This window comes from Marinomonas aquimarina (genome assembly GCF_900089755.1).
In the GTDB taxonomy this organism is placed as follows: domain Bacteria; phylum Pseudomonadota; class Gammaproteobacteria; order Pseudomonadales; family Marinomonadaceae; genus Marinomonas; species Marinomonas aquimarina.
Map to the genome: position 1 here is coordinate 68,819 of NZ_FLOC01000001.1, position 26,840 is coordinate 95,658.

At 48.2% G+C, this 26,840-nt stretch carries 31 protein-coding genes; 14 read left to right on the plus strand and 17 right to left on the minus strand.

All coding sequences use genetic code 11. The annotated features are described in order from the left end of the window. Window positions 1-47: 47 nt before the first annotated feature. Complete coding sequence (gene rluD / locus MAQ5080_RS00375; protein WP_067203942.1) at window positions 48-1,025, minus strand: 23S rRNA pseudouridine(1911/1915/1917) synthase RluD; 978 nt, start codon at window positions 1,023-1,025, stop codon at window positions 48-50. 108 nt (window positions 1,026-1,133) lie between these two features. On the opposite strand from rluD, the gene MAQ5080_RS00380 reads away from it, so the two are divergent. After that, on the plus strand, window positions 1,134-1,979 hold the full coding sequence (locus tag MAQ5080_RS00380) for an outer membrane protein assembly factor BamD (RefSeq protein ID WP_067203944.1): 846 nt from the start codon (window positions 1,134-1,136) through the stop codon (window positions 1,977-1,979). Window positions 1,980-2,055: 76 nt separating this feature from the next. Here the strand turns inward: MAQ5080_RS00380 and MAQ5080_RS00385 are convergent, their stop codons facing one another. Then, the gene (locus tag MAQ5080_RS00385; RefSeq protein ID WP_055462037.1) at window positions 2,056-2,268 is read right to left on the minus strand and encodes a cold-shock protein; all 213 of its coding nucleotides are present in this window, start codon (window positions 2,266-2,268) and stop codon (window positions 2,056-2,058) included. Between the two features lie 471 nt (window positions 2,269-2,739). On the opposite strand from MAQ5080_RS00385, the gene MAQ5080_RS00390 reads away from it, so the two are divergent. After that, window positions 2,740-3,951: an ammonium transporter gene (locus MAQ5080_RS00390; RefSeq protein WP_067203945.1), complete on the plus strand. Its 1,212-nt coding sequence runs from the start codon at window positions 2,740-2,742 to the stop codon at window positions 3,949-3,951. Between the two features lie 95 nt (window positions 3,952-4,046). Beyond that, a complete protein-coding gene (locus MAQ5080_RS00395) occupies window positions 4,047-4,523 on the plus strand; it encodes a DTW domain-containing protein (protein WP_067203947.1) in 477 nt (158 codons plus the stop codon). On the opposite strand, the gene MAQ5080_RS00400 is transcribed toward MAQ5080_RS00395, so the two are convergent. From MAQ5080_RS00400 to MAQ5080_RS00410, 3 genes are all read right to left on the minus strand, one after another. After that, window positions 4,520-5,221: a fumarylacetoacetate hydrolase family protein gene (locus MAQ5080_RS00400; RefSeq protein WP_067203948.1), complete on the minus strand. Its 702-nt coding sequence runs from the start codon at window positions 5,219-5,221 to the stop codon at window positions 4,520-4,522. The genes MAQ5080_RS00395 and MAQ5080_RS00400 overlap by 4 nt on opposite strands. A gap of 9 nt (window positions 5,222-5,230) precedes the next feature. Next, a complete protein-coding gene (locus tag MAQ5080_RS00405; protein ID WP_231870739.1) occupies window positions 5,231-5,863 on the minus strand; it encodes a cupin domain-containing protein in 633 nt (210 codons plus the stop codon). 234 nt (window positions 5,864-6,097) lie between these two features. Beyond that, window positions 6,098-7,024, minus strand: a complete 927-nt coding sequence (locus MAQ5080_RS00410) for a porin (RefSeq protein ID WP_067203951.1) — start codon at window positions 7,022-7,024, stop codon at window positions 6,098-6,100. Between the two features lie 485 nt (window positions 7,025-7,509). Between MAQ5080_RS00410 and MAQ5080_RS00415 the strand changes: the two genes are divergently transcribed. Continuing rightward, window positions 7,510-8,268, plus strand: a complete 759-nt coding sequence (locus MAQ5080_RS00415; RefSeq protein ID WP_067203954.1) for a sulfite exporter TauE/SafE family protein — start codon at window positions 7,510-7,512, stop codon at window positions 8,266-8,268. A gap of 71 nt (window positions 8,269-8,339) precedes the next feature. On the opposite strand, the gene MAQ5080_RS00420 is transcribed toward MAQ5080_RS00415, so the two are convergent. Continuing rightward, on the minus strand, window positions 8,340-8,549 hold the full coding sequence (locus MAQ5080_RS00420; protein ID WP_055462030.1) for a cold-shock protein: 210 nt from the start codon (window positions 8,547-8,549) through the stop codon (window positions 8,340-8,342). Between the two features lie 340 nt (window positions 8,550-8,889). Between MAQ5080_RS00420 and MAQ5080_RS00425 the strand changes: the two genes are divergently transcribed. The 3 genes from MAQ5080_RS00425 (at window position 8,890) to gloA2 (ending at window position 11,413) form a co-directional block, all read left to right on the plus strand. Then, window positions 8,890-9,894: a 2-hydroxyacid dehydrogenase gene (locus MAQ5080_RS00425; protein ID WP_067203956.1), complete on the plus strand. Its 1,005-nt coding sequence runs from the start codon at window positions 8,890-8,892 to the stop codon at window positions 9,892-9,894. Between the two features lie 156 nt (window positions 9,895-10,050). Next, the gene (locus MAQ5080_RS00430) at window positions 10,051-11,007 is read left to right on the plus strand and encodes a LysR family transcriptional regulator (RefSeq protein WP_067203960.1); all 957 of its coding nucleotides are present in this window, start codon (window positions 10,051-10,053) and stop codon (window positions 11,005-11,007) included. Beyond that, the gene (gene gloA2, locus MAQ5080_RS00435; RefSeq protein ID WP_067203961.1) at window positions 10,997-11,413 is read left to right on the plus strand and encodes an SMU1112c/YaeR family gloxylase I-like metalloprotein; all 417 of its coding nucleotides are present in this window, start codon (window positions 10,997-10,999) and stop codon (window positions 11,411-11,413) included. Before MAQ5080_RS00430 ends, gloA2 begins: the two co-directional genes overlap by 11 nt. A 63-nt stretch (window positions 11,414-11,476) precedes the next feature. On the opposite strand, the gene grxD is transcribed toward gloA2, so the two are convergent. Then, window positions 11,477-11,812, minus strand: coding sequence for a Grx4 family monothiol glutaredoxin (gene grxD, locus MAQ5080_RS00440; RefSeq protein WP_055462026.1), 336 nt, complete (start codon window positions 11,810-11,812; stop codon window positions 11,477-11,479). Window positions 11,813-12,052: 240 nt separating this feature from the next. On the opposite strand from grxD, the gene argF reads away from it, so the two are divergent. Together argF and MAQ5080_RS00450 are read left to right on the plus strand one after the other, a co-directional pair. Continuing rightward, complete coding sequence (gene argF, locus MAQ5080_RS00445) at window positions 12,053-12,958, plus strand: ornithine carbamoyltransferase (RefSeq protein WP_067203962.1); 906 nt, start codon at window positions 12,053-12,055, stop codon at window positions 12,956-12,958. 92 nt (window positions 12,959-13,050) lie between these two features. Next, window positions 13,051-13,977 (plus strand): LysR family transcriptional regulator, encoded by a 927-nt coding sequence (locus MAQ5080_RS00450; protein ID WP_269447854.1) that lies wholly within the window; start codon window positions 13,051-13,053, stop codon window positions 13,975-13,977. Between the two features lie 23 nt (window positions 13,978-14,000). On the opposite strand, the gene MAQ5080_RS00455 is transcribed toward MAQ5080_RS00450, so the two are convergent. The 6 genes from MAQ5080_RS00455 to MAQ5080_RS00480 form a co-directional block, all read right to left on the minus strand. Next, on the minus strand, window positions 14,001-15,494 hold the full coding sequence (locus tag MAQ5080_RS00455; RefSeq protein ID WP_067203963.1) for an ATP-binding protein: 1,494 nt from the start codon (window positions 15,492-15,494) through the stop codon (window positions 14,001-14,003). Between the two features lie 5 nt (window positions 15,495-15,499). After that, window positions 15,500-16,219, minus strand: a complete 720-nt coding sequence (locus MAQ5080_RS00460; RefSeq protein WP_067203964.1) for a response regulator — start codon at window positions 16,217-16,219, stop codon at window positions 15,500-15,502. A gap of 43 nt (window positions 16,220-16,262) precedes the next feature. After that, window positions 16,263-16,724, minus strand: coding sequence for a DUF1499 domain-containing protein (locus tag MAQ5080_RS00465; protein ID WP_082860952.1), 462 nt, complete (start codon window positions 16,722-16,724; stop codon window positions 16,263-16,265). Window positions 16,725-16,759: 35 nt separating this feature from the next. Continuing rightward, complete coding sequence (gene rluB, locus MAQ5080_RS00470; RefSeq protein ID WP_067203965.1) at window positions 16,760-17,674, minus strand: 23S rRNA pseudouridine(2605) synthase RluB; 915 nt, start codon at window positions 17,672-17,674, stop codon at window positions 16,760-16,762. A 140-nt stretch (window positions 17,675-17,814) separates the two neighbouring features. Continuing rightward, window positions 17,815-18,435 carry an L-threonylcarbamoyladenylate synthase gene (locus MAQ5080_RS00475; RefSeq protein WP_067203967.1) on the minus strand — a complete coding sequence of 207 codons (621 nt, stop codon included), beginning with the start codon at window positions 18,433-18,435 and terminating at the stop codon, window positions 17,815-17,817. A 67-nt stretch (window positions 18,436-18,502) separates the two neighbouring features. Beyond that, window positions 18,503-19,348, minus strand: a complete 846-nt coding sequence (locus MAQ5080_RS00480) for a PHP domain-containing protein (protein ID WP_067203969.1) — start codon at window positions 19,346-19,348, stop codon at window positions 18,503-18,505. Between the two features lie 66 nt (window positions 19,349-19,414). Here MAQ5080_RS00480 and MAQ5080_RS00485 point away from each other — a divergent pair, with 66 nt between their 5' ends. Further along, a complete protein-coding gene (locus MAQ5080_RS00485; RefSeq protein ID WP_067203971.1) occupies window positions 19,415-19,951 on the plus strand; it encodes a septation protein A in 537 nt (178 codons plus the stop codon). Between the two features lie 3 nt (window positions 19,952-19,954). Beyond that, on the plus strand, window positions 19,955-20,251 hold the full coding sequence (locus tag MAQ5080_RS00490) for a YciI family protein (RefSeq protein WP_067203972.1): 297 nt from the start codon (window positions 19,955-19,957) through the stop codon (window positions 20,249-20,251). A 46-nt stretch (window positions 20,252-20,297) separates the two neighbouring features. Here MAQ5080_RS00490 and MAQ5080_RS00495 read toward each other — a convergent pair whose 3' ends face one another. Continuing rightward, entirely contained in the window at window positions 20,298-20,606 is a 309-nt protein-coding gene (locus MAQ5080_RS00495; RefSeq protein WP_067203973.1) for an Rdx family protein, read from the minus strand. Window positions 20,607-20,693: 87 nt separating this feature from the next. On the opposite strand from MAQ5080_RS00495, the gene MAQ5080_RS00500 reads away from it, so the two are divergent. Both MAQ5080_RS00500 and mnmC read left to right on the plus strand, forming a co-directional pair. Then, window positions 20,694-21,245, plus strand: coding sequence for a peptidylprolyl isomerase (locus tag MAQ5080_RS00500; protein WP_082860953.1), 552 nt, complete (start codon window positions 20,694-20,696; stop codon window positions 21,243-21,245). Beyond that, the gene (mnmC, locus tag MAQ5080_RS00505) at window positions 21,235-23,187 is read left to right on the plus strand and encodes a bifunctional tRNA (5-methylaminomethyl-2-thiouridine)(34)-methyltransferase MnmC2/FAD-dependent 5-carboxymethylaminomethyl-2-thiouridine(34) oxidoreductase MnmC1 (RefSeq protein WP_067203975.1); all 1,953 of its coding nucleotides are present in this window, start codon (window positions 21,235-21,237) and stop codon (window positions 23,185-23,187) included. Before MAQ5080_RS00500 ends, mnmC begins: the two co-directional genes overlap by 11 nt. Window positions 23,188-23,205: 18 nt before the next feature. Here the strand turns inward: mnmC and MAQ5080_RS00510 are convergent, their stop codons facing one another. Continuing rightward, window positions 23,206-23,535, minus strand: coding sequence for a hypothetical protein (locus MAQ5080_RS00510; RefSeq protein WP_067203977.1), 330 nt, complete (start codon window positions 23,533-23,535; stop codon window positions 23,206-23,208). A gap of 116 nt (window positions 23,536-23,651) precedes the next feature. Here MAQ5080_RS00510 and cysE point away from each other — a divergent pair, with 116 nt between their 5' ends. Further along, window positions 23,652-24,455, plus strand: a complete 804-nt coding sequence (cysE, locus tag MAQ5080_RS00515; RefSeq protein WP_141656799.1) for a serine O-acetyltransferase — start codon at window positions 23,652-23,654, stop codon at window positions 24,453-24,455. Window positions 24,456-24,516: 61 nt separating this feature from the next. Here cysE and MAQ5080_RS00520 read toward each other — a convergent pair whose 3' ends face one another. Together MAQ5080_RS00520 and ligA are read right to left on the minus strand one after the other, a co-directional pair. Continuing rightward, window positions 24,517-24,750, minus strand: coding sequence for a YheU family protein (locus MAQ5080_RS00520; RefSeq protein WP_067203978.1), 234 nt, complete (start codon window positions 24,748-24,750; stop codon window positions 24,517-24,519). Beyond that, window positions 24,750-26,786: an NAD-dependent DNA ligase LigA gene (gene ligA / locus MAQ5080_RS00525; protein WP_067203980.1), complete on the minus strand. Its 2,037-nt coding sequence runs from the start codon at window positions 26,784-26,786 to the stop codon at window positions 24,750-24,752. The genes MAQ5080_RS00520 and ligA overlap by 1 nt, the downstream gene beginning before the upstream one ends. Between the last annotated feature and the right edge of the window lie 54 nt (window positions 26,787-26,840).

Here is a 26,840-nt window from a genome sequence, read left to right on the forward strand (position 1 = left end):
TCAGCTAAGAAAAAGGCAGCTTAGCGCTGCCTTTTTATTCAATCACATTACATATATTGGTTCTGGCCGCCGTTTTTCAAATCGGCTTCTAACACTTCTATCAGTGCCAACATATCGTCAGGAAGCTCCACTTCCCACTCCATCCACTCACCTGTCGCTGGGTGAGACAACTCCAGCTTCTTGGCATGCAGCGCTTGGCGACGGAAATCACGCAGCGCATCTTGTAGCTCAGGCGAACAACCCTTTGGCATTTTCAAACGACCAGCGTATTGGGGATCCCCCACCAACGGATACTGAATATGTGCCATGTGCACACGGATCTGGTGGGTACGACCTGTTTCTAGCTTCAAACGAATGTGGGTATGGTTGTTGTAGCGCTTGATCAAACGGTAGTGAGTGATCGCCTCTTTACCATGCACTGGCTCAACAGCCATCTTCTGACGATTATGTGGGTGACGACCGATCGGCTCATCCACCACACCACCGCCAGTCATCGCACCAATGGCAATGGCCTCGTATTCACGTCCCATACTACGGTCCTGTAGCTGAGCGACTAGGTCGGTCTGGGCTTGCAGTGTCTTGGCCACCACCATTAAGCCAGTGGTCTCCTTGTCTAGTCGGTGCACAATCCCCGCGCGCGGCACCAAAGCCGTTTCTGGGGCATGGTGCAAAATAGCATTCAATAGAGTGCCATCATGGTGACCCGCTGCTGGGTGCACAACCAAACCTGCAGGCTTATTAATGATAAGGATATCTTCGTCTTCGTAGACAATGTCCAACGGGATTTCCTGAGCATCATGGGCGGCTTGCTCTTCCAATTCCACGTCTAATGTGATTGTCTCACCACCAAAGAGTTTTTCTTTAGGCTTGGTCTGTTTACCATCCACCAGTAGCACGCCCTCTTTGATCCAACTCTGGATTCGAGAACGTGAGTAATCTGAAAATAATTCGGTAGCAATTTGATCAAATCGCTGACCTGAGAAATCCAATGAAACTTGGGCTTCTTTTACTATGCGCTCTGCCATACAATAAACTTTCTATGCTCGATGCTGCGTCATCGCGACGCGAAATATGCCAACCGCATAGCAATCTGTTAAAAATGCTATGCCTCGTTTACTAGGGTTGTATTATACATGGGATTTAATAAGACATTGTCACGATTTCTGACAATTGCAGGCTTTTACACCGCTTTGACGGCCTGTTCAAGCAACCAACCAACCGTAGAGCCGGACCTTCCGGAAAAAGAATATTTTCGCATAGCTCAAGAAGCTCTGGAGAATAACCTTCCAACGACCGCAGCCGAGCAGTTGAAAGAGCTTGAAACACGCTACCCATTTGGTGAGTACACCATCCCAGCGCGACTGGACTTAATCTACGCGCAATTTGAGGCCGGCAACTACGCTGCCGCCCACGCCACAGCGGACCGTTTTATCAAAAACTATCCTGATCATGTGTCAATTGACTACGCCTACTACATGCGTGGCCTGTCGACTTACCGTGGTGCAGAAACTTTCTTAGGTCGTTATTTAGACCTCAATGCTGCTGAGCGAGATACCGCTGAATTCGACAAAGCTTTTGCTGAGTTTGCCGACTTCTTACGCCGTTTCCCAGACAGTAACTTTGCTCCCGATGCGAAAGCGCGCATGGTCTACTTGCGTAACTTGATTGCCGAACATGAAATCAGCATCGCCCATTATTACTTTAAACGTAAAGCCCCTTTGTCTGCGCTACGTCGCGGTCAAGAAGTGGTACAGAGCTACCCTTCAACGCCAGCAGTAGAGGAAGCTCTAGCCATCACGATTCAAGCGTACATGGACTTAGGCTTGTATGATGAGGCGAAGTTGAATCTATCTGTATTGGCAAACAGTTTCCCTAACAGTGAATTCTTGGACAAAGACAAGAAGTTCATCCCGTTTGAACTGCCACGTGAAGCGGATCCAGACCTGCTGTACTGGGTGAGCCTAGGTCTTATCAACTGATAAGGCCTGGTCGAGGCCGGTTGACAGACATAAAAAAGCCAAGCATATAGCTTGGCTTTTTTTCGTTTATGCCAGATCAAACAATCGTGACATTCTCTGCTTGAGGACCTTTTTGGCCTTGAGTTACTTCAAAGGTAACTTTTTGACCTTCTTGCAAAGTACGGCGACCAGTACCGTTGATTGCACGGTAGTGTACAAACACGTCTGAACCACTATCGCGCTCAATGAAACCGAAACCTTTCTCGTCGTTAAACCATTTAACGATACCGGATACCAATTGATCTGACATAACAACCTCTTTTACGCTGACTACCCTGTACGGTAGCTTGTTCAATCTTCTATCTCACTTTATGCAAGACATAGTTCCTTTGTGCTGCCTAAATCCCTTTAAGTTTGAGTTATTTTTAAACAGCGACCCTTCGATAATATGTCGTGAAGAAAAAAATATAAACCCATAAATACACAAAACATGCACACTAGATCCATTTTTATGACTTCAGTGACAATATCAGAGTCTCAGTTTAGGGTTTTTCCATGACAGTTGTTTGACAAGATTGACTTATTTCCCCTATCTCAGCCCCAGCAAAGAGCAGAAGCAGCAACACAAGCACCAAATCTAAGCAAATAAGGCACATTAATTGCTATAGATGGTTCACGCCGAGGAAAGGACACCTCAAAAACGCCATTTACGACCCGAAAAATGGCACCAATACAACAAAATTCACCAAACTGGTGCATAGACACCTATTTAGGAGTGCATGTGGATCACATTAATAGTGCAGTCGAGACGTTAGTCTCCAGCTCAAATACCTTATTTATTTTACTCGGCGCCATCATGGTGTTTGCCATGCATGCAGGGTTTGCCTTTCTTGAAGTCGGCACTGTACGCCATAAAAACCAAGTCAACGCCTTGGTAAAAATCATGACCGACTTTGCGGTCTCAGCCTTGGTGTACTTCTTTGTGGGCTATCAAATCGCTTACGGCGTGACCTTCTTCGACAGCGCTGAAGTCCTGTCGCAAGATAATGGCTACGCCCTAGTGAAGTTTTTCTTCCTAATGACCTTCGCCGCGGCGATTCCTGCGATCATTTCTGGCGGGGTGGCGGAACGCGCCAAGTTCTACCCCATGCTGATCTCAGCAGCCATCATTGTTGGGGTGGTATATCCGCTTTTTGAAGGCATGATCTGGAACGGCAATTACGGCTTCCAAGCCTGGCTAGAGAGCAGCTTTGGCGCAGGCTTCCATGACTTCGCTGGCTCAGTAGTGGTTCATGGCGTCGGTGGCTGGGTCGCTCTAGCGGCCATTATCCTATTGGGTACTCGTAATGGTCGCTTCCGCCAAGGCCGACTAGTGGCCTTCGCTCCTTCTAACATTCCCTTCCTTGCTCTGGGCGCATGGATTCTTTGTATTGGTTGGTTTGGCTTCAACGTCATGTCAGCACAGACCCTAGATGGTATCAGTGGCCTTGTGGCAGTGAACTCGCTAATGGCGATGGTTGGCGGTGTCATCACTTCTATGCTCATCGGTAAGAATGACCCTGGCTTTATCCATAACGGGCCGCTAGCCGGTTTGGTCGCGGTGTGTGCAGGCTCAGACATCATGCACCCGATCGGCGCCCTAGTCACCGGTGCCGTTGCTGGTGCCTTGTTTACCCTGCTATTCACTTGGATCCAGCAAAAACTGCACTCGGTTGATGATGTCTTAGGGGTATGGCCACTGCATGGCATCTGTGGTGCTTGGGGTGGCATTGCTGCGGGTATCTTTGGCAGCAGTTCATTCGGCGGGTTAGGCGGGGTCAGCTTTATGTCTCAGCTACTGGGCACACTAGCTGGCATCGCTGTGGCGCTGCTCGGAGGCTTTATCGTTTACGGTGCCGTCAAAGCGATTTCGGGACTACGCCTAACAGAAGAAGACGAATTTAACGGAGCAGATTTAAGCATCCACAAAATTGGCTCTGTTGGCAAAGAGTAGAGTTGTTAATCCATCCGCGATCAATAAGGGGTGCAAACAGCACCCCTTATTATTTTTTGCTAGAATGGGCCTTTTAGCGTGTTAGCTTTAGACTTATGCATATTTGGTTACTCACCCATTCAGAAGAATTAAAAAAAGCCAACGGCACTGGGCAACTGATTAGCAGCCAGTTAGCGCAATTATGTAGCGTGATTATTTGGCAACGAACGGAACCTGCAACAGACTTGCTCAACCTTCCTGTCGATAAAACCTTGGTCATCTACCCTTCTATTGAAGACACGGGCACAGAGTCTGTCAGCCCCACGCTTGATGTAGAGAGTGCAGAGCATTTTATTATTCTCGATGGCACTTGGCAGCAGGCCCGCAAAATGTATAACCGCAGCCCTTATTTACATCCATTTCAGACCTATGAAATCCGTGGACAAAGCTCGCAATACTTGCGCCGCCGCAATCAACAAAAAAGCGGACTCTGCACCGCAGAATCCGCTATTTATTTACTTCGACAACAGGGCCTAAAGCGTGAAGCACAACAATTAGAAGAGGCTTTCTTAGCCTTTAATCAGCAACACTAAACCACCACAAGCTCGAGTTCCGCAACGCCCTCTAGCCGAGCCTGTATGCGATCACCGACCACTACAGGCCCAACATTTTCTGGTGTGCCGGTCATAATCAAATCGCCAGGGTGCAGTTCAAACTGCTCTGATAATTTCATCACGACTTCAGCAATATCCCAGGTTAAATGAGATAAATCACTGCTCTGCTTGACGACGCCATTGACCGATAACTCAATACTGCCTTGATTGAGCAAGGCCGCGCCATGACGCGGTACAATCGAGGTCATCGGCGCACTGCCCTCAAACGCCTTACCCGCCTCCCATGGGCGACCTTTCTGCTTCGCTTGGCTTTGTAAATCACGGCGCGTCATGTCTAAGCCAAGGCTGTAGCCAAACACAGAATCATCCGCCTCTAACAAGCTTAAGTGACGCCCACCACGGGTCAGCGCCACCACCAACTCGACTTCGTATTCAAACCGCTCTGTGGCATCAGGGTAGGCCAAGCTATTATCTTGATTTGGTTTAAGCCATTGAACACAGGTGCGATCTTTACAAAAGAAAAACGGTAGATCTCGGCTCGGGTCATCGCCCATTTCTCGAGCATGGGCGGCATAATTGCGCCCAACACAAAAGACACGACGCACTGGAAACACCTGTTCCATACCCACTATTGGCAAAACCACCTCTGGCTCAGGTGTGATGAGGTACTCTGTCATATCCGCCCCTTAAAAGTGCCCAAATTTAAGCCAAAGCAGGCTATCTTGTGTCACGTTCAGCTGACTCGACTGTATGTCTGGGGTACGTAACCAACTCAATGCTGGCAAATCCACACCCTCATAGATTACTCGGCCTTCGGCGACTAACAATTCAAATGGCCGAGCCACAGCGCCAAATAATGCCGAGAAATCCGAGGCACTGTTTAAACGCACCAGATACACATGCTCGGCGTGATACTCATGCAGTAAGTAGGGCTGATCGAACGGTAGACCTTTGACAATATCTGACGTCACCACCACTTGCTCACTGTCTAAAGGCGCAAACTGATGCAGCTTCACGAATAGCACACAGCCCTCTGGGCTGTAAGGAGCATGACTGGAGCCAGGTGGGTTACGAAAATAGGTACCGGCTGGATAGCGGCCAGTTTCATCACAGAACTCACCTTCCAATACCAGAATTTCTTCCCCTAGTGGGTGTGGGTGGGCTCTAAACACCGATCCTGGCGCATAACGCACAATACTGGTCGCATGGCCACGCTCCGCATCCTCACGCGCTAAAGGCTTTCGCTCTACGCCCGGCATGGGACTCGGTAGCCATTCTAGATCATCGACGTTGCGCATCACTGGGATGCTAAAATCCATATTCAACATGGGCCACCTACCTGTTTAAATAATAATCTACTAAGTCTATCCAGTGACTAAGCGACTAGGCAAATTTTTCCCAAAAAAAAGGCACTAGGTCAAAGACCTAATGCCTAAATGTTCCAGTCAGTCTATCTCCGAACGAAAAAGGACGTATGGAACCTTGAATGATCACATTTAACATAAGGCTCCCCGTAAGGAGCCTTAGAGTAAAGGTAATCCGCTAAACAGGGATTAGAATAGGTAAGTAGCACCTAGTGCAGTTACGTCATCTTCGCTTGCGCCAGTTTGGCCGAATTCAGCGTAAACGTACATGTTAGACGCTAGGTTGTAAGTTGCACCTACACCGTAACCGTCGTAGTCGTCGCCGTTTTCTAGATCAACAGTTTGGATAGTGGTGTAAACATCACCCGCGCCGTAGTTGAAACGAGCCGCTAGACCAAACGCTTCAGAGTAATCTTCCTCTTCTTCGTACTGCGCCGCAACAGAAAGTGCTGGCGTTACTTGGTAAGCAACGTTTAGACCGTAAGTTGCTGAATCAGCGTTAGAACGAGCCGTGTTGTTTTCTAGGCTGTCGTAACCAGCAGCAATTGTTAGTGCATCAACAGAGTATTTAACCACTGCAGTTAGAGCTGTACCGTCTTCAGTGCCGTTACCAACTTCAGATTCTGCTTTGCCTTTGAATTGAGCAGAAAGTTGAACTTCAAAACCACCCATAGATGGAGAGAAGTAAGCGATAGTGTCGCCTTCGTCCGTTAGATCAGCTTGGTGAACACCTAGGTATTCGAACTGGTCGTAATCGTCTTGGATAGCATTGTTGTAAATGCTGTCGAAAGAACCAACCTGCACTTTACCGAAAGAACCCTGTAGACCTACGTATGCTTGGTCAAGGTTTACATCAACTCCACTTGTTTTCTCATCAGCGTCTGCTTCAAGTTCGTACTTGAAGAAGCCAGTTAGATCATCGCTGATCGCTGTGCTGCCTTGGAAGCCAAAAGTAGAGCCGTTGTCAGTGATTTCAGAGTCGTTAGCATCTGAATCAGCGTAAACTAGTTGAATGTTACCGTATACATCGAAGTTAATCGTTTCATCTGCTGCGAATGCAGAAGCTGAAGTCAATGCGGCACTTGAAACTGCGATAGCAACAAGAGTCTTTTTCATAAATCGGTTTCCTTTCTGTTGATTCACTTATTATGTACAGCGCTCGAACTGTGCAAGCCACTTATCGACACTCTAATATTCGTCCACATTTAATCAATACAACGCAATATATTTGCACGCTCAATTCATGCTAAGTTCTTTTTCCGTTCATATTTTCAAATAATGCATATTAAATTAATCAACAAAAAAACAAAAACCTATAAAAATCAACAACTTAAAATAAAATATTACAGATTTATTATGCATTACCACTTTTTAACCGCCTGTTTGAGAAAAAATAACGAAAAATAAACAGCATCTATTACCTAAGACCATATCTTGGATAATCACAGCCTCTATTTTCGTATATTTATTGCGCACAAAACCCGCTCACTCTCAAATTGCTCAAAAAACATGCAAACTTATTATTTGCACTTTGCTTGTTAAAAAATGAGACGGCTTTTTTCTACTTTGGTACGCTTGCCGCTCAAAATGGAGGACAAATTTTGGAACTAGACTTAGCTTACAGTGCACTATTGATCGCAACAGGGTTTCTGGCAGGCATCATCAATACTCTCGCTGGCGGAGGATCAAATCTAACCTTACCGGCTTTAATGGTGATGGGCATGCCGGCAGATGTTGCCAACGCAACCAATCGCGTGGGGGTTCTATTACAAGGACTGGTTGGCGTAAAAGGGTTTCATAAAGCAGGAAAAGTTGATCAAACAGACTTTATGCCGATCCTGATACCCACCTTACTGGGTGGATTAGTCGGCGGCTTGTTCGCTTCCTTCGCCCCAGAGACCTTACTCAAGCCTCTGCTTCTGACCGCTATGATCAGTATGACGCTTATCATGCTCGTTAAACCAAGTATCGTGGCACCACCAGAAGGCACTATCCCTTTTAAAATCTCAGAACGCCCCAGTGCATGGTTAGCACTATTTGCCGCGGGAATATACGGGGGCTTTGTACAAGCAGGGGTTGGCTTTGTATTGATTGCAGCGTTGGCGGGCACGCTACGTTATGACTTGGTGAGAACTAACGCACTGAAAATGGTTTGTACCATTGGCTTCACTTTACTCGCTTTACTGGTGTTTATCTGGAACGATCAAGTGTGGTGGATCCCTGGCTTAACCCTAGCTTGTGGCACCATGGTGGGCTCAATGGTTGCCGTGAAGTTTGCCATCAAAGCCAAGCCTCAGCACCTAAAATGGTTTTTGTTTGTCATGACACTGGTGGGCAGTATCGCCGCATTGATGAGTTAGGCCTTTTATGCCAACAACAAAAAAGGCAGCCATTCGGCTGCCTTCTTTACTTAAAACGGTTTGCTCTAAAATTATAGAGGCTTAACGTTTTGAGCTTCTGGGCCTTTTTTGCCTTGAGCTACTTGGAACTCAACTTTTTGGCCTTCAGCTAGAGTTTTGAAGCCTGGTACGTCGATTGCAGAGAAGTGTACGAACACGTCTGGACCAGACTCTTGAGTGATGAAACCGAAACCTTTAGTTTCGTTGAAGAATTTAACTGTACCAGTAACTACGTCTGACATGATGATATTCCTGTTTGAAATAAGTTTTAATGTGGTCACATTGCTGTAACCGGTAGTGCTTAAAAAACTCGGTATTACTTATGACAAAACAGGACAGAACCGTATTTGGTCGCAAGCGACACTGTACATAAATAGCGCCAATTATTTAAACATCTCGATTGTAAGATTGTTTTATGAATGGGGTCAACGAAATCCACATATTTTTTGCAACTTTATAAAACTAGGACATTTCACTAGATGTGAGCAGAATTTGAGTCAAATCAACAGGCTAGGAGTTGTTTGTAACAATTTGCAAAAATCTACCTAGAATTAGTTTCTTCCAACGCTCCTAGGAGGGCTTATGAAAGTCGCCGTTTTCTCTTGCAAACCCTACGACAAGCGCACACTAGATGTCGCCAGTGAAGCCGCTAGCGATATTGAGCTAGTTTACTTCGAGAGCCGCTTGAGCCTTGAAACCGTCGCCCTAGCAAAAAGCTATGACGCCGTTTCCTGTTTCGTTAACGATGATTTAAGCCGTCCTGTGATCGAACAATTAGCCGAGTATGGCATTGGCGCCATTGCCATGCGTTGCGCAGGTTACAACAATGTTGACCTATACTGCGCCAAAGCCTTCTCTATCCCTGTTTTCCATGTGCCTGATTACAGCCCAACTTCCGTTGCTGAACATGCTGTGGCTTTGATTATGACACTTAACCGTAAAACCCATCGGGCTTATCACCGCGTCAAAGAAGGCAACTTTGCCCTCGAGGGCTTAATGGGCTTCAACTTAGAAGGCAAAACCGTTGGTTGCATCGGCACCGGACGCATTGGCGAAGCCTTTTGCCGTATTATGAATGGCTTTGGCTGTCAGGTGCTTTGTCATGATTTATTTGAAAACGAGCGTTTATTAGCTCTAGGGGTAGAGTATGTCGACTTGGAATCCCTCTATGCCAAAAGCGATATCATCAGCTTACACTGCCCTCTCAATGCCTCGACACATCATCTGATCAATCGCTCCTCGATTGAGAAAATGAAGGACGGCGTGATGATCATCAACACCAGCCGCGGGGCCTTGGTCAACGCCCAAGAAGCCATCGATGGTTTATACAGTGGCAAAATTGGCTACTTGGGGCTGGATGTGTACGAGCAAGAGGGCAAGATTTTCTTTGAAGACATGTCCTCCCATATTATTCACGATACGGTGTTTCAACTGCTACTCACCTTCCCAAATGTGGTGGTGACGGGTCATCAAGGCTACTTTACCGACATTGCCCTACATCACATCGCCGATACTACCTTGGCCAACCTAGAACAACTGCAGCATTCCCCAGATGCTTTCCAACGAGAGCTCACTGCGATCTGCTGATGCTGACGTCTAGCATGAGTAACGTGCCCTACGGGGCGCGCTGCTCTTGCTAAGCGAGCAATCTTCATGGGACGCTAGAGAAAGGCTTGTACTTTTACCACACCGTAATACAATCATTCATTATTGGTTATCAAATCTCTGGCCTACATAAAAAACATGAATATAAATAAGATTGATCTAAACCTACTTATTTACCTCGATGTGCTACTGAGAGAGTGTAATGTGACTCGCTCAGCCAATAAGCTCAACATCACCCAGCCTGCCATGAGTAACGGCCTAAAACGGTTACGCGATCTCTTAAACGACCCACTATTAGTGCGCACCAGTGAAGGGATGAAGCCAACCGAGAAAGCCCTGCGTTTGCAACCTATCGTACGCAAAGTGCTATTAGAATTAGAAGAAGCGCTTCAACCCGAGGCGGACTTTAATGAGAAAACCTCAACCCGAGTATTTCGGGTGATGGCCAGCGACTACGCCGCCTCCACTGTGATCCCGCGCCTTTTGAATCGTCTACGAGAAAACGCGCCGGGGATTACCATTGATATTATGACCCCGAGTGATGTGACCTTTCACGATGTGGAAGCAGGCAAGATTGATATGGCCATCAACCGTTTTGAAGAGCTGCCACAGTCATTCCACGAAAAAAGCGTTTGGCTCGATACCTTTGTCTGCATGATGGCCGCGGATAACCCTATTGCTCAGAATTTCACTTTAGAAACCTATCTAGAAGCACAACATATTTGGGTCAGTAAAACAGGGTTTGGCGTCGGCGTAGGGATGGACCCGACGGATGTACAAAAGCTTGGCTGGGTCGATGAAGCTCTTCAACGCCAAGGCCGCAAGCGCAGCATTCGTGTCTTTACTCGCAGCTACCATACCGCCATGCACTTGGCGTTGGAACAAGATCTGATTGCCACGCTGCCGAGAAAAGTAGCCTTGATCAATCGCAACAATCCCGACTTTGTCATTTTAGAACCCCCGTTTGCCATCCCACCGATCGAATTGAAAATGATCTGGAGCCCCCTACTGCATCACGATGCCAGCCATATCTGGTTTAGGAAGCAGGTGATTGAATTGGCCAACGAATTAAAATCGCAAAATTATGTGCGTTAAACAGGATCAAGTCAGTCCACTGCAGATTCAAAGTGTGCATCATGTGGCCATTATCTGCTCGGATTACCCACGCTCCAAAGCCTTCTATTGCGAGCTACTTGGCTTTGCCGTGATACAAGAGACTTATCGTGCCGAGCGGGATTCCTACAAACTGGATCTAAAGGTTAACGATCAAACACAACTGGAATTATTTTCCTTTCCCAACGCCCCGCAGCGCCCCTCTTACCCTGAAGCGCAAGGCTTACGCCATTTAGCGTTTGCGACTGACGATCTTGAACAAGCGGTGGCGTATTTAAAGCATCAGCAGATTGCTGTGGAAACGATAAGAACGGATGAGTTGACCGGTAAACGCTTTACCTTCTTTACTGACCCAGATGGCTTACCCTTGGAGCTTTACCAAGCCTAATACTAGCTAAGCAATAAAAAAACGCGCCGTAGCGCGTTTTTTATTTGCCTATCGAGCCGCGTATTATTCAGCGTCTTTAGTCGCTGCCGCCGCCTCAGTGATCAAGGTTTGTAGCTCACCGTTTTGTGCCATTTCAACCACGATGTCACAGCCACCTACTAGCTCACCATTTACCCATAGTTGTGGGAAAGTTGGCCAGTTAGCAAATTTAGGTAGCTCAGCGCGGATATCTGGGTTCTCAAGAATGTTAACGAACGCAAAACGCTCGCCGCAAGCCATCAACGCCTGCACGGTTTGCGCAGAGAAGCCACACTGAGGCATACGTGGTGTGCCTTTCATGTACAGCAAAATTGGGTTGTTGTTGATTTGCTCTTGGATTGTCTCAATTGTGTTACTCACGATCGGTAAACCTCGTTATTCGGTCGCTACGAACTGCGACGTGTAGGGATTTATTGTCAGTGAAGTATGGGGATGTTTAAATTTTTTACAACCCCTTGCGCGATGCAAAAGCTTTGACAAAAGCCGTTTTTTCAACATTTGCCTCTTTAATAAAGGCGACCTACTCTTTACTCCATGCGACCAGTGTATTAAATTGGCGGATTCCCTAATTATTGGTTGATTTTTGACAGGAGCAACACCGTGTCGCCGAGACATTTTTTGACTCTGAAAGACCTTTCGTCTGACGAGCTAAAGCAACTACTTTCACGTGCCATTGAGCTTAAAAAAATGCTCCGTGAAGGTACGCTATACGAACCGATGAAGAACAAAGTTCTGGCGATGATTTTTGAAAAATCATCCACTCGAACCCGAGTCTCTTTTGAAGCCGGTATGGCACAATTTGGTGGACACGCTTTATTCCTTTCGCCGCGTGATACACAACTAGGCCGTGGTGAACCTGTTGAAGACAGTGCACGTGTGATTTCCAGCATGGTGGATGCAGTGATGATCCGTACCTTTGACCATGCCATGGTTGAGACGTTTGCCGCCAACTCTCGTGTCCCTGTCATCAATGCTTTGACGGACGACTACCATCCATGTCAGCTACTAGCCGACATGCAAACCTACCTTGAACACCGCGGTTCGATTGAAGGTAAACGCGTTGTATGGGTGGGTGATGGCAACAACATGTGCCACTCCTACATGAATGCTGCTGATCTGCTAGGTTTCCATCTAGTGGTGGCTTGCCCTCGAGGCTATGAACCGAACGAGCAAATTTTGGCGGAAAACCAACACTGCGTGACTGTGACAAACAATGTCCAAGAAGCCGTTCAAGATGCCGACCTTGTCGTAACGGATGTGTTTGCTTCTATGGGTCAAGAAGACGAACAAGAACAGCGTATGCGTGACTTTGATGGCTTCCAAGTCAATCAAGAGTTGATGGCACTGGCGAAAGCCGACGCCTTGTTCATGCACTGCCTACCAGCGCACCGTGGTGAAGAGGTGACCACTGAAGTCATTGATCACCCAGACTCTGTGGTATGGGATGAAGCAGAAAACCGCCTACACGCACAAAAAGCATTACTTGAATTTTTGATCTGTAACTAAGACAATCTCGTAAGGCTCGTAGTTAGAGTGATCTAGCACGGGCCTTTTTTATACGTTATGAGCTGAATAAAACTCAAAAACTCGAGATTATTATGAGCATTATTGAAGTTAGGCATCTAAAGACTCTGACCGCGTTAAGAGAAACTGGCAGCCTAGTTGAAGCGGCTGAACGAGTACACCTGACCCAGTCCGCACTTTCCCACCAATTAAAAGACCTAGAAGAAAAACTAGGTTGCCCTTTGTTTATCCGTAAGACTAAACCCGTTCGCTTTACCAGCGCTGGGTTACGATTATTGCAATTAGCTGATGACGTGTTAATGGCCTTTCGCTCGGCCCAGCGTGACATACAACGCTTTGCCGAAGGTGAAAGCGGTCGCCTACACATCGCCATTGAGTGTCACAGCTGTTACGAATGGCTAATGCCAACCATCGATCATTTTCGTGAGCATTGGCCAGACGTGGAGCTGGACCTGTCGACGGCGTTTAGTTTTATGCCACTGCCAGCCTTGGCCCGTGGTGATTTAGATTTGGTGGTCACTTCTGACCCACAAGACCTGCCCAACATTGAATACATTCCTCTGTTTCAATACGAATCCCAGGTAGCCCTATCACGCCATCACCCGTTAGCTAAAAAAGACTACCTAGTGCCAGAGGACCTCAAAAACGAGACACTGATTACCTACCCAGTAGAATCTGAGCGTTTGGACATATTCAAACATTTCTTAACGCCTGCAGGAGTGACGCCGGCAAAGATTCGTCATAGCGAATTAACCTTGATGATGATGCAACTCGTGGCCAGTGGTCGTGGTGTCTGTTGCTTGCCAAACTGGGCGCTAACGGAATACACCAATCGCCAGTACGCCATCACGAAATCGTTAGGAGAGGAAGGGGTATGGTGTAAGCTGTATCTTGCAATCCGTAAAGATCAGAGAGATAACGCTTACATGGATGATCTAATTAGCACCGCTTCTAAGACGTGTTTTAAAAATCTGCGTGGCATCTTGGCACCAGATCTTTAATACGACGACACGATTCGCCAGCACTAACTCAGGCTATTTTGGTGCTGGCTTCGCGACCAAATAAAGCTAAACTTCGCGCCCCCTAACTCACTCGAGTCAATCAAGACAGCACCGCCATGCCAAAAGGCAATACGCTGCACGATCGCTAGCCCTAGGCCGTAGCCCCCCGATGCACGGGTGCGTGAGTTATCTAGGCGCTGAAATGGAATAAAGACCTTATCCCGATCCTCAATAGGAATGCCCGGCCCATCGTCTTCGATGTCGACCTGCCAACGCTCTTTATCCGCGCTAAAGGTAATGGCAATGGTCGAGCTGGCGTACTTGGAGGCATTGAGGATTAGGTTTTGCAAGGCACGATGTAAATGGTGAGCATCGGCATTGACCAGATCGTCCTCTTCAATCACGACTTTGACATCAAACTTCTGCAGTAACGCATGGTTATGCTCGACAATGCCATCCAGTATCTGCTTGATACTGGTTTTCTCAAAGTTTAACGCCAAGGTGCCTTCCTCTAACTTGCCATAGGTTAGCACTTCATCCACCAGCGTATTGAGCTCTTCGACATCAAACTCAAGCGCCGTAATCGAGGACTCAAGCGTGTCATCCACATCGTCTTTTAAGACTTCCAGACCGAAACGTAAACGGGCGATCGGCGTTCTCAGTTCATGAGATATCGCATTGATCATTTCACGCTGAACTTTAAGCAAACGTTGAATATGGGTCGACATGGAGTCAAACGAATAAGCCAGCTCTTTCAAAGTGCCTGAGCTGTCCACTACACCTTGTGGTAAGGTGCCACGCCCCCGGGCAATTTGACGGGTGACGGTTTCAAAATGGGCACGCTTACGGTCCAAACCAATCAATTCGATCCACACCAGCACCAACAACGCCGAAATTGCCAGCACAATAATCAGCAGCACCGTGAGGGTAATGGGTAACGATACCCCTTCTGCTACACGGATCTCCCAAGCCTTGCCTAGCCCTTCTGGCTGCCACACTAAAGCCATATCACCATGGGACGAGTGCTGCAGATGCAGAGGCGTCAAAAGCCAATCTTGCAGCGGAACAGCGCGCACAGAAAGGCTGCTAAGACCATTCAGCAGGGTTACTTTATCGGCGACGGACAAGCCATCGAAATGGAGTAAGCTTTGCAGCAAAGGTAGCGTATTGGCGCTACGCTGCGGCATCAGTGAGCCGGTCAAGAAAAGCGTACCACCGGCAGATACCGAGGCCGAGACAACGCCAGCGTCCTCAGACCATGACACTTGGATGTCTGCGTCAGGGATATCGCTTGTTGGTACCTGCCAGGCAAAAGCTGAGTGGGGGCTTAAAGGAGGAAACGCATCGCTCTGCGTTAAAAGGACAGCACTTAACTCTGCATCCACCAGCCACTGCTGCTGAGCATAGCTTTCATGATAGCGCTTCTGAATCCATTCAATCACGCCATAACACGCCAGTGATATGATGATGCCTCCCGTCAAAATGTGCCGATAGAGGCGCCACATATCACTACGCATAAGGATTAGACCTCTTTCACAAACAGATAGCCTTTGCTGCGAATCGTTTTGATTCGACGAGGATGAATCGGATCATCGCCTATCTTAGATCGAATGCGCGAAATCCGGACATCGACTGAACGATCTTGACCGTCGTATTCAATACCACGCAATTCGCTGAAAATTTCTTCGCGACTCAAAATACGGCCAGAGTTGCTGGCTAACAGCCACAACAAGTCGAATTCCGCACTGGTCAGTTCAATTTCTTCGCCATCACGCCACGCTTCACGACGAGAGTTGTCGATCACTAGGGTAGCAAACTCTAGCGTTTGCTCGGTCTCTGGTGCCACAGCGGTCAAATCCACATCTTGAGTGCTGCGACGTAGCAGAGACTGAACTCGTGCCAACAATACGCGCGGTTTTGCAGGTTTTGAGACGTAGTCATCGGCGCCGATTTCTAGGCCTAAAATCTGGTCGACATCGTCACTACGAGCCGTCAGCATTAAGATAGGACCACGGTAATCATTACGCACACTTCGACAGACTGTGAAGCCATCTGCCCCCGGCAGCATTAAATCTAGGATTACCAACGACGGCTGTTCTTCAACAATACGAGAGATGGCATTACGTCCATCGGGCTCTACAGCCACCGTAAAACCGTTTTTTTGTAGGTATTCCTGAGTTAGCGTAGCGAGGCGCTCATCGTCTTCAACAATCAAGATTGATTGGGGTTCACTCGCACTCATAGTCTGTCCTCGTCCTTTTGTAATATGAATAAAGCCTTCAAGATCAATCTACTAGAAGATCTCGAATTTGTCTAACACGTTCACGATTGACGTCAAGATCATCGTAGCCAACCCGTGAAGCGGAGCGAATGTGTAAGACACTGTCAGCTTCAGGGAAATACACTTCCAAATCGTCTTTGAAACCAAAGAAGTCGCTGGTAATTTCGAAATGCGTGTAACCCAGCTCACTGCTAACAATGCGCGCCATACCACTATCGAGCATGTGCTGCTCAATAGTGAGTTGTGCGTCTTTCACGCTGGAACGGTAGAAAATAGGCTCTACGAAGTGCTCCGTGTCATCAACAGGGGCTTGTGACGACACGCAATTAGGCATGTCTGGGCACGGTGCTAATAATCCCTCATTGACGCCCAAATTCTCAGGTACATCATTGTTCATGTCTACATAAACAAAAAAACCGATTAGCATTGCAATGACAACAACTAATATCCATCGCACCATGCTCATAACATCTCATCCCCTTTTAACTATACGGTCGCTGTCTAGCGAAACGAGCGGCGTCCTGGTCGACGCGGCTTAAACTCCTGTTGTTTTTCAGAAGCTTGCCAATCAAAGCCTTTTTCGCGACGCTTGGTTTTCGCGACACTGCCGGATACACGTGAACCACTGCTGCGGCGGCGATCATGCTTTTCCTGTTGGCTCTTAAGACCCGTGATTTTATGGTCCAGACCGACCACTTCACACAAAGCACTCACATCGGTTTCTTCCATTTCAACCCAACGGCCAACTTTGGCTTTGGATGGCAGGAATACTGGACCGAAGCGTACACGCTTCAGACGGTTAACTTTTAGACCTTGTGATTCCCAAAGACGACGTACCTCACGATTACGGCCTTCCATCAGACACACGTAAAACCAATGGTTAATACCTTCACCACCACCGTCTACGATGTCGGTGAACTGCGCCATGCCATCTTCTAGTAGTACACCTTTTTTCAGATTAGTAATGTTCTCTTCAGTAACATTACCCATCACACGTACTAGATACTCACGGTCAATTTCCGTAGATGGGTGCATTAGGCGGTTCGCCAATTCACCATCCGTTGTAAACAGCAATAAACCAGATGTATTGATGTCTAGACGGCCTACGGCGATCCAGCGGCTACCACGCAATTTTGGCAGACGGTCAAAAACGGTTGGACGACCTTCTGGGTCTTTACGGGTACAGACTTCGCCTTCTGGCTTGTTATAAATGATGACGCGGCGCTCAACTTCGTTGGAAGCGCTGGTTTTCACCTCAACACCGTCTAATTCAATCGCATCGTCTGGGCGCACACGATCACCCAAAGTCGCCACTTCACCATTAACGGTAACACGACCTTCACGAATACGGTTTTCCATTTCACGACGAGATCCTGCACCTGCCCTCGCCAACACTTTCTGTAATTTTTCGTCCATTACGACCTCTTTCGGGAATGCTTCGCAGCAACCCATTTGGTTAAATTCTTAAATGCGCTAAGCCTTAATACGCTTAGCAAAACTCTGTGCGCAATTATAGTCATATCAAGTGACAGTTGATAGCGTGCAAAGCAGTGTTTTTACTCAAATGGTGACGGATCCCCCGCCCCCACTCGCAATACCTTAATGTCATCTGAATCCATGCCAATCACGGTAGTTGGTTGCATACCACAGAAGCCACCATCAATGACTAAATCAAGCTGATGCTGCAGGGTATCGCGGATATCATAAGGGTCCGTCATCGGGTCTGTTTCCCCCGGTAAGATCAGCGACGAGCTCATGATGGGCTCCCCCAATTCTTCCAGCAGTGCCTGCACGATTTTATTGTCCGGAATACGAATGCCAATGGTTTTACGTTTCGGATGCATCAAACGACGTGGCACTTCGGAGGTGCCATTAAAAATAAAGGTGTAAGGCCCTGGAGTATTGTGCTTCAACAACCGATAGATGGCGTTGTCATAGCGTGCATAAGTCGAGATTTCCGACAAATCTCGACACACCAAGGTAAAATTGTGTTTGTCATCGAGACGACGAATGGTGCGTATTTTCTCCAACGCGGCTTTGTCACCGATGTGACAGCCTAGGGAGTAACCACAGTCGGTTGGATAGGCAATCACGGCCCCTTCGCGAATCATTTGCGCGGCTTGTTTAATTAAGCGAACTTGTGGGTTTTCTGGGTGGATCTGAAAAAACTGGCTCAAACTACTCTCTCCATAGCACCTCGGATAGAGGCAACCTGATCAAATTCATGGTGCGACGGGTGACGCCTTACCATTGATACCAAATGGGTGAAATTTCTTGCTCATGTATTTGCGTATAACGTCCAACCTGGGTCCAAGGGCCAAAAGGGCCGTGGTAATCGCTACCGGCCGACGCTTTAAACTCGAACTCGCGGGACAAGCGCTCTAAAAAACGCACATAGTCCGGTCTCTCATTGCCAGACGCCACCTCGATGGCGCTGCCACCGTAGGCTTTAAAATCCTGTAATACCGACTTAAGTTTAGTCACTGTTAGCGGATAACGCTTAGGATGCGCCATGACAAGCTCACATCCCGTCGTCACTAGGTCTGGCACGATCTCTTCTAACTGCGGCCAAACATCACGAATTTGCCCAAGTTTTTTGTTACCTAAATAGTGATCAAAGGCTTTGTTTGCGTCTTTTACAATGCCCTCTTGGACCATCACTTTGGCAAAATGCGGGCGCCCTAATTGACTCTGGCCCGCTTCCGCTACGGCTTTATCAAACAAGTCAGGTAAGCCCTTCTTGCGCAATAAGTCAGCGATTTGTCGCCCACGTTCCAAACGCACGCTTTGGTTACGTTGGGTCCATGCCGCCATACGCGGACAGTTTTCATCAAAACCTAACGCCACCATGTGCAGTGGTATCTTCTTCCACGCCACTGATAGCTCACAGCCACTGACCAGATTGACGCCTAATGACGCGGCGACTTGGCGTGCTTCAGGAAGCCCAGCAATGGTGTCATGATCGGTCAATGCCAACATTTCTACACCCTCTTGATGGGCTAAAGTGACCAACTCAGTTGGCGATAGCTTGCCGTCTGAGGCCGTTGAGTGCGTGTGTAGATCGATGTGTTGGTAGGTCTTATCTGACATTAAAGGGGTATTCTTTCTGGCAGTTGCTAGGTATTATCATTCGAGCATACATAAACTGGCTTGACTATGAAATTACTATTCGACTTTTTACCAATTCTTGTATTTTTCTTGGTATACAAATCCACCGGCGACATCATTATTGCAACGGCGGTACTGATTCCGGCGACCTTAGTGCAAGTGGGCTACACCTGGCTCAAGCACCGCACCGTGGAAAAGATGCACGTCATCTCTTTGGCCTTGGTGGTGTTACTTGGCGGCGCGACCGTGCTACTTGGCGATGGGGACTTTATTAAATGGAAGCCAACCATTGTCAACTGGCTGTTTGCCCTGGCCTTCTTTGGCAGCCAATTTATCGGCCATAAAAACTTTATTGAGCGCATGATGGGCGACAAAATTGAGTTGCCACACAAAACTTGGCGCACACTGAATTTGGCTTGGGTAGGCTTTTTCATCCTATCCGGCGCGGTAAACTTATACGTTGCGTTTAACTTCAGTGAAGACATCTGGGTCGACTTTAAACTGTTTGGCCTACTGGGTATGACCATCGTATTTATTATTCTTCAGGGGGTTTACCTTACCTCCCAAATGCAAAATAAGGATTAGTACATGCTTTACTCAATTGTTGGACAAGATGTGGCAAACAGTCTTGAAAACCGTCTAGCAGCTCGCCCTGCTCACCTTGAGCGTCTACAAGCGCTGCGCGATCAAGGCCGCCTAGTACTAGCAGGTCCAAACCCTGCGATCGATTCAAACGATCCGGGCGAAGCCGGTTTTAGCGGTAGCGTCGTGGTCGCTGAGTTCGCCTCTCTAGAAGAAGCCAAGGCCTGGGCGGATGCCGACCCATACGTCGCCGCAGGTGTTTACGCAAGCGTTGAAATCAAACCTTTCAAACAGGTTTTCTAAGATTTTGCTGCGCCAGACTCTTTAAAAAATAAGCGGCTTAGGCCGCTTATTTTTTGTCTGCTTCACTCGCTTCTGGCTTCTTTATATCGGAGTGCCCCAAGTCACGCTCTGGGTCAATCACATCGCGCATACGCTGCTTTAACACTTTCGCTTCAGGGAAGCCGTCTTCGGTTTTACGACACCAAATCTCTTCACCGTTGACGCGTACCTTAAAGATTCCGCCTTGACTTGGGATCAAGGTCACGCTTTTGATGTCATCATCAAAGGTCGTTAGCAACTCTTGAGACAACCACGCCGCTCGCAACATCCAGCGACATAGGGTGCAATATTCGATTTCAACCACTGCGGTTCTCATGTTTCGACCTCTCAAATCAATTTCATCTTGGCGTTCGATTACGAACCCCCTAATATTATGGGCGCATTGCCAATAAGGAAGACTCTCATGAAAAAAAGTTTACTCACTGGCCTAGTGCTGTCTGCACTGAGCCTACCTAGTTTCGCCACCGAAGTGGATATTCACACCAACCTTGGCAATATCCGTGTCGACCTGAATGAACAAGCGGCGCCCAATACGGTTAAAAACTTCTTACGCTACGTCGACGAAGGCTTTTACGAAGGCGTTATTTTCCATCGCGTCATCAAAGGCTTTATGGTGCAAGGCGGTGGCTTCACACCTGACCTAGAGCGTAAAACCACCCACCGTGCGATCGCCTACGAAGGCAACAACGGTCTTTACAACCAACGCGGCACCCTAGCGATGGCACGTACCAATGACCCAAACAGCGCTACCTCACAATTTTTTATTAACCATGTTGATAATGCTTTCTTAAACCACGGCGCACGTGGTGGCGCAGGCTACACTGTATTTGCCGAAGTCATCTCAGGCATGGAAGTGGTCGACCAAATTGCCAATGTTCCAACCCGTACCGTTGGCTCTTACCAAAACGTGCCCAGCACTCCGGTGACGATCGAGAAAATCACACGTGTTAACTAGTTACCAGCTTGAATTACCCGCACTGAATTTTGGCGAGGACGGTGTGCCTCGCTCCAGTGCGTTTGATGATGTCTACTTCGACAAAGACGCTGGTCTCGATGAAACCCGTTACGTGTTCCTAGAACACAATCAACTGAGCGAACGCTTTCGTCAATTACCAGCTAAGCAAGGCTTCACCATCGCCGAAACGGGCTTCGGCACCGGCTTGAACTTTCTTTGTGCTTGGCAGCTGTTTCTTGAGACAGCGCCACAAGATACTTGGCTACATTTTGCTTCAGTGGAGAAGTTTCCGCTGAGTAAAGAGAAGCTGCAACAGTCGCTCGCTATGTGGCCAAGCTTAGCAGAGCTTGCTAAGCCTTTGATTGAGCATTACCCCACTCTGTGTCATGGACTGCATACGCTGTTTTTCCCAGAACAGCGCACCACGCTCACCTTATGGTTTGGTGAAGCCAGTGAAGGGTTTGCTGCCTTGAATGGCACGGTGGACGCTTGGTTCTTAGATGGTTTCGCACCCAGTAAAAACCCAGAGATGTGGAGCGATGAACTGTTTCAAAACATTCTCCGCTTAAGTCAGCCAGGCACCACTTTCGCTACCTTTACCGCCGCCGGCATTGTCCGTCGCGGGCTCAAAGCCCATGGTTTTGAGGTGCAAAAGGTCAAAGGCTTTGGCCACAAACGGGAAATGATGCTAGGCACTTTTGCGCCGTCGCAAGACACACCGGCCGTGGCGCAAGCCGCGCCTTGGTTTGCGATCAAACAGCCAAGCAATGTCAGCAAAGTGTTGGTGATCGGCAGTGGTATTGCAGGGGCAACCACAGCGGCAGCGCTGGCCGACAAAGGCATCGCAGTCGATGTATGGGAACAAGGCGAACAAGTCGCATGTGGCGCGTCAGGTAACGCCCAGGGCATGTTGTATCCTAAGCTGGGAGCTTCCGATACCCCCGTCAATCGTTTCTATCTCAGCGCTTACTTGTACGCTAATCGGTTTTATAACGCCCTCGACCAAGAGGCGATATTGTGGCAGCAGTCAGGGTTATTACAATTGCCGAAGAGCGATGCGGAACACGCTAAGTTTACCAAGATGCTTAACAGCCAGCTCTATCCAGACAGCATCATCAAAGCCCATAAGCAAGGCTTAGAACTGCCCTTATCTGGCTGGATTCGCCCGCAAGCCGTATGTGAGCGATTACTTCAACATCCGCGCATTCAGCTGTCTTTGAATACTCAGCTGCAAAGCTTAGAGCAAACACAAACAGGTTGGCTAGCGAGCAATCAACATGGGCGTGCCGAATACTCCCACGTGGTAATTTGTACGGCGAATGAACAAGATGCATTGGCAGCTTGGCAACAGTGGCCGACGAAACCGATTCGGGGGCAGGTGACACAGTTAGCGGTTAATCACTTAGCCGAGGACGATCAAAATCTGATCCATCAAGTCAATAAAGTGTTGTGTGGTGAAGGCTACTTATCTCCGGAGCTGGATGGCCAGATTAACTTTGGTGCGACTTACGACTTGGGGAATGACAGCCTTAAGGTGTCAGAACAAAGCCATCGCGATAATTTAGCAAAGCTTGCCGCGCTGTTGCCGGTCGACACCGACCAAGTGGATCTAGCAGCCTGCCAAGGTCGCGTAGCCATGCGCTGCACTGTGGCAGATTACACGCCTATTGTTGGGCCATTAAGCCAACATAGCGAGCTGGTTACGAAGTATGCGCCACTACGTCAAAATGCCAAATGGCAGTCGGACGAGGCCTGTGAACTGATATCTGGACTGTTTGTGAACCTAGGACATGGCTCACGCGGGCTGGTCAGCGCACCGTTAAGTGGCTTTTATCTCAGTAATCTGATCTTGGATGAACTGGCCGCACTGGAGCAAGGCGTGATTGAAGCCTTACACCCTAATCGCTTTACCATTCGCCAGCTAAAACGAGGAGAAGCCTAGGCTTCTCCTGTTAAATACTTAGCGTTCAAACAGATCGCAGGCATTTGGAATCAGATCGTCCAAACGACGGTAAGTCTTTGGACGATAAACAATATCACTCATTTCTGGATGCAGATCACGCAGCTTATCACTCAGCTGAACCACACCTGGGTTAATCGGTTCATAGGGATAAATATGATCTTGAATACTCAGCTTGTGCAGTTCGTCAAGCTCATCCTGAAGCATGGATTTCATCGCGAAAAATAAATCCTTGCAGTTAATATCATTTGTTTCCCAATATGCATCAGACAAAGCGCTATTTAGTTCGTAAAATATATGTAACGCATCAGATACGGTTTTTTGACTCATAGTGTCTCCATAAAGCGAGCATTCTGTTTACATTCACCCTTGTATTGGTAGATGCTACCCCCATAACCACACTCTAGCCACGAAAACATGTAGGTAAATTGATTTTGAGTAAAACAATCCAATCTGACGTGACATCTGACAATCTGTGGCCATCATTACAAGCTGAAGCTGAAAAGCTAGCACAAGATGAACCCATTTTGGCAAGTTATTTTAACACCACCATCCTGCGCCATGATTCCATCAGCTCCGCGTTGAGCTTTTTGTTGGCCAGCAAACTGGACAGCATTTCCATTCCAGCGATGGTATTACGTGAAGTTTTTGAAGAGGCAATGTCTGCTCCAGGCTCAGGAATCGTTGAGTGCGTCTCACAAGATATCCTGTCAATCAAGGAACGCGATGCGGCCTGTGATTGCCTGACAACACCGTTGTTATTCTTCAAAGGCTTCCATGCTCTACAAACCTACCGCGTCGCAAACTGGCTATGGCATCAGGGCCGTGAAAGTTTGGCCCTATATCTGCAAGGTCAAATGTCGATGGTGTTCGGTGTCGATATCCACCCTGCGGCACGCATTGGCTGTGGCGTAATGCTAGACCATGCATCGGGACTGGTCGTCGGTGAAACCTGTGTCATCGAAGACAACGTGTCGATTCTACAATCCGTCACCCTAGGTGGTACCGGTAAAGAAACTGGCGACCGTCACCCGAAAATCCGCTCTGGTGTGTTGATCGGTGCCGGGGCCAAAATCCTCGGTAATATCGAAGTTGGCGAAGGCGCTAAAGTCGGTGCCAACAGCGTTGTGCTAGACCCTGTTGAACCGCATACAACCGTGGCTGGCGTGCCTGCTAAGGTAGTCGGTCGCAACAAAGAGAAAGAGCCATCAAGAGAGATGGATCACACCATTAAAGGTTGCTATAAATAGCCATCAAATAAAGTAAAAGGGGCTCTTATTAAGAGCCCCTTCTCATATTCAAACAAGGTTTCTAGTAGTAGCCTTGCCGCAGAGTCTTTTTAGCGACCAATTGAATGGTTTCGCTTTCCGTATCGAACAATAATACGGCTTCCCCTGATTTTAATGCACGCAGAGCCTGTTCTCGCTTCTGCTCAAGGGATAAATCGTATTCCCCATAATCTGTGCCATCCCTAGAAACAATGTCGTTTAAAACGTTCTCAAGGGTTTCTCGTTCAAGTGAGTCAAACGGAATCACTGTATCCATCACACCGCTCCCAGCTCAAGCAACATATTATGCAACGCCTCTTCATCCATCACAGGGACGTCGAGGGATTGTGCTTTAGTCAGTTTTGAACCGGCTTTCTCGCCTGCGACCAAGCAATCGGTTTTCGCCGATACCGAGCCGCTGACCTTAGCCCCTAGCTTGATCAGTAAGTCTTTTACTTCATCCCGTGAATAACGACTTAAGGTGCCTGTGACCACATAAGTTTTACCAGCGAGTGGTTGCTCACTGACATCCGCTTTGAAGGCCGCTTGCCAAGTAATCCCTTGCGCCAATAAGCCTTCTACGGTGGCTACATTGTCATCTTGATCGAAGAACATACGGATATGCTGCGCCACAATCGGCCCCACATCTTCCACTTCAATCAAGTCTGCTTCGCTGGCCGAGATCAATTTCTCTAACGTGCCGAAATATTGCGTCAGGGTACGCGCCGTCGCCTCACCCACCTCACGAATACCCAAGGCATACAAGAAACGGTTGAATAAGGTTTGTTTGGACTGCTCAATGGCGTTTAGCAGCTTCTCAACGGACTTATCGCCCATACGCTCCATCGCCAGCAAGCGAGCAGGCTTGTCTTTCAAAAGGTAAATATCCACTGGCGTGGTCACCAATTTGGCATCCACCAATTGCTCAATCAACTTTTCCCCAAGGCCATCAATGTCCATCGCTTTACGGGAGACAAAGTGCTTCAAACGCTCTTTTAGTTGCGCGCCACACACCAAGCCACCGGTACAACGCTGTACCGCTTCCCCTTCTACGCGCTCAATATCCGAGTCACACACAGGACACTGAGTGGGGAACACCACCTCTTGGGCATCGTCTGGTCGGCGTTCTGCTAACACCTGAACCACTTGGGGGATGACATCCCCAGCACGGCGGATGACCACCCAGTCGTTAACCTTGACACCTAGACGCTCTATTTCATCTTGGTTATGCAAGGTGGCATTGGACACCGTCACACCACCGACAAAGGTCGGCTGTAAACGGGCCACCGGCGTAATGGCGCCAGTTCGACCGACTTGAAAGTCCACCCCTAGGATTTGTGTCACTTCTTCTTGCGCCGGGAATTTACGGGCAATCGCCCAACGGGGCGCTCGGGCAACAAAGCCCAGCTGCTTTTGCTGGGCAATACTATCGACTTTATAGACAATGCCGTCGATGTCATAACTCAGGCCATCACGCTCAGCGGCCAGCTTGTCGTAGTACTCCAAGCAACCTTGTACCCCTTCAACACGAGCCATCAGGTTATTGGTTTTAAAGCCCCACTCGGCTAATTGCAGTAGGCCTTCGTAATGGCTCTCAGGCTGCTCCCAGCCTTCGGCATAACCAATACTGTAGGCACACAATACCAGTGGTCGCGACGCGGTAACCTTAGGATCTAGCTGACGCAGACTGCCTGCCGCGGCATTACGTGGATTAACGAAGGTCTTGTCGCCTTTCTCCGCCGCTTGCTGATTCAGCTTGTCAAACCCCTGCTTTGGCATGTAGATCTCACCGCGCACTTCTAACACTGGCGGCGGGGTATCTGTGCGCAGTTTGAGCGGTACCGAGTAAATGGTTTTGATGTTGGAGGTAATGTCTTCCCCCGTTAGACCATCGCCACGGGTTACGCCACGCACTAATAGGCCGTCTTCGTAGCGAATGCTGATCGCCAGACCATCCAGCTTTGGTTCACAGCAGTATGTAATCTTGGCAACCTTAGCCAGCTTACGCACGCGCTCATCAAAATCGACCATGCTGTCGTTGTCAAAGGCGTTGTCCAGCGACAACATGGGAATGGTATGTTCTACCGAAGCAAAGCCATTGTCCGGCTTTTCGCCCACCCGCTGAGTGGGTGAATCTGGCTGAACCCATTCTGGGTGCTGCGCTTCCATCTGTTGTAGCTCACGATAGCAGCGGTCGTACTCCGCATCCGGCACCATGGGGGCGTCTTGCACATGATAGGCGTAACTGTAGTCGTTTAATGTTTTCGTTAACGCTTGAAGGTCGGCCAAGGTAAAGGCTGGATTGTCGCTCATAGTGTTCTCAAACAAGTACCGATATAAAGAATAAAGGCCCCATCAGGGGCCTTA

What these genes read in the sequence shown, in the direction of transcription:
- rluD (WP_067203942.1), bottom strand. Translation starts at nt 1,025, where the DNA reads ATGGCAGAGCGCATAGTAAAAGAAGCCCAAGTTTCATTGGATTTCTCA.
- MAQ5080_RS00380 (WP_067203944.1), top strand. Translation starts at nt 1,134, where the DNA reads ATGGGATTTAATAAGACATTGTCACGATTTCTGACAATTGCAGGCTTT.
- MAQ5080_RS00385 (WP_055462037.1), bottom strand. Translation starts at nt 2,268, where the DNA reads ATGTCAGATCAATTGGTATCCGGTATCGTTAAATGGTTTAACGACGAG.
- MAQ5080_RS00395 (WP_067203947.1), top strand. Translation starts at nt 4,047, where the DNA reads ATGCATATTTGGTTACTCACCCATTCAGAAGAATTAAAAAAAGCCAAC.
- MAQ5080_RS00400 (WP_067203948.1), bottom strand. Translation starts at nt 5,221, where the DNA reads ATGACAGAGTACCTCATCACACCTGAGCCAGAGGTGGTTTTGCCAATA.
- MAQ5080_RS00405 (WP_231870739.1), bottom strand. Translation starts at nt 5,863, where the DNA reads ATGGATTTTAGCATCCCAGTGATGCGCAACGTCGATGATCTAGAATGG.
- MAQ5080_RS00410 (WP_067203951.1), bottom strand. Translation starts at nt 7,024, where the DNA reads ATGAAAAAGACTCTTGTTGCTATCGCAGTTTCAAGTGCCGCATTGACT.
- MAQ5080_RS00420 (WP_055462030.1), bottom strand. Translation starts at nt 8,549, where the DNA reads ATGTCAGACGTAGTTACTGGTACAGTTAAATTCTTCAACGAAACTAAA.
- MAQ5080_RS00425 (WP_067203956.1), top strand. Translation starts at nt 8,890, where the DNA reads ATGAAAGTCGCCGTTTTCTCTTGCAAACCCTACGACAAGCGCACACTA.
- MAQ5080_RS00430 (WP_067203960.1), top strand. Translation starts at nt 10,051, where the DNA reads ATGAATATAAATAAGATTGATCTAAACCTACTTATTTACCTCGATGTG.
- gloA2 (WP_067203961.1), top strand. Translation starts at nt 10,997, where the DNA reads ATGTGCGTTAAACAGGATCAAGTCAGTCCACTGCAGATTCAAAGTGTG.
- MAQ5080_RS00450 (WP_269447854.1), top strand. Translation starts at nt 13,051, where the DNA reads ATGAGCATTATTGAAGTTAGGCATCTAAAGACTCTGACCGCGTTAAGA.
- MAQ5080_RS00455 (WP_067203963.1), bottom strand. Translation starts at nt 15,494, where the DNA reads ATGCGTAGTGATATGTGGCGCCTCTATCGGCACATTTTGACGGGAGGC.
- MAQ5080_RS00460 (WP_067203964.1), bottom strand. Translation starts at nt 16,219, where the DNA reads ATGAGTGCGAGTGAACCCCAATCAATCTTGATTGTTGAAGACGATGAG.
- MAQ5080_RS00465 (WP_082860952.1), bottom strand. Translation starts at nt 16,724, where the DNA reads ATGAGCATGGTGCGATGGATATTAGTTGTTGTCATTGCAATGCTAATC.
- rluB (WP_067203965.1), bottom strand. Translation starts at nt 17,674, where the DNA reads ATGGACGAAAAATTACAGAAAGTGTTGGCGAGGGCAGGTGCAGGATCT.
- MAQ5080_RS00480 (WP_067203969.1), bottom strand. Translation starts at nt 19,348, where the DNA reads ATGTCAGATAAGACCTACCAACACATCGATCTACACACGCACTCAACG.
- MAQ5080_RS00485 (WP_067203971.1), top strand. Translation starts at nt 19,415, where the DNA reads ATGAAATTACTATTCGACTTTTTACCAATTCTTGTATTTTTCTTGGTA.
- MAQ5080_RS00490 (WP_067203972.1), top strand. Translation starts at nt 19,955, where the DNA reads ATGCTTTACTCAATTGTTGGACAAGATGTGGCAAACAGTCTTGAAAAC.
- MAQ5080_RS00495 (WP_067203973.1), bottom strand. Translation starts at nt 20,606, where the DNA reads ATGAGAACCGCAGTGGTTGAAATCGAATATTGCACCCTATGTCGCTGG.
- MAQ5080_RS00500 (WP_082860953.1), top strand. Translation starts at nt 20,694, where the DNA reads ATGAAAAAAAGTTTACTCACTGGCCTAGTGCTGTCTGCACTGAGCCTA.
- MAQ5080_RS00510 (WP_067203977.1), bottom strand. Translation starts at nt 23,535, where the DNA reads ATGAGTCAAAAAACCGTATCTGATGCGTTACATATATTTTACGAACTA.
- MAQ5080_RS00520 (WP_067203978.1), bottom strand. Translation starts at nt 24,750, where the DNA reads ATGGATACAGTGATTCCGTTTGACTCACTTGAACGAGAAACCCTTGAG.
- ligA (WP_067203980.1), bottom strand. Translation starts at nt 26,786, where the DNA reads ATGAGCGACAATCCAGCCTTTACCTTGGCCGACCTTCAAGCGTTAACG.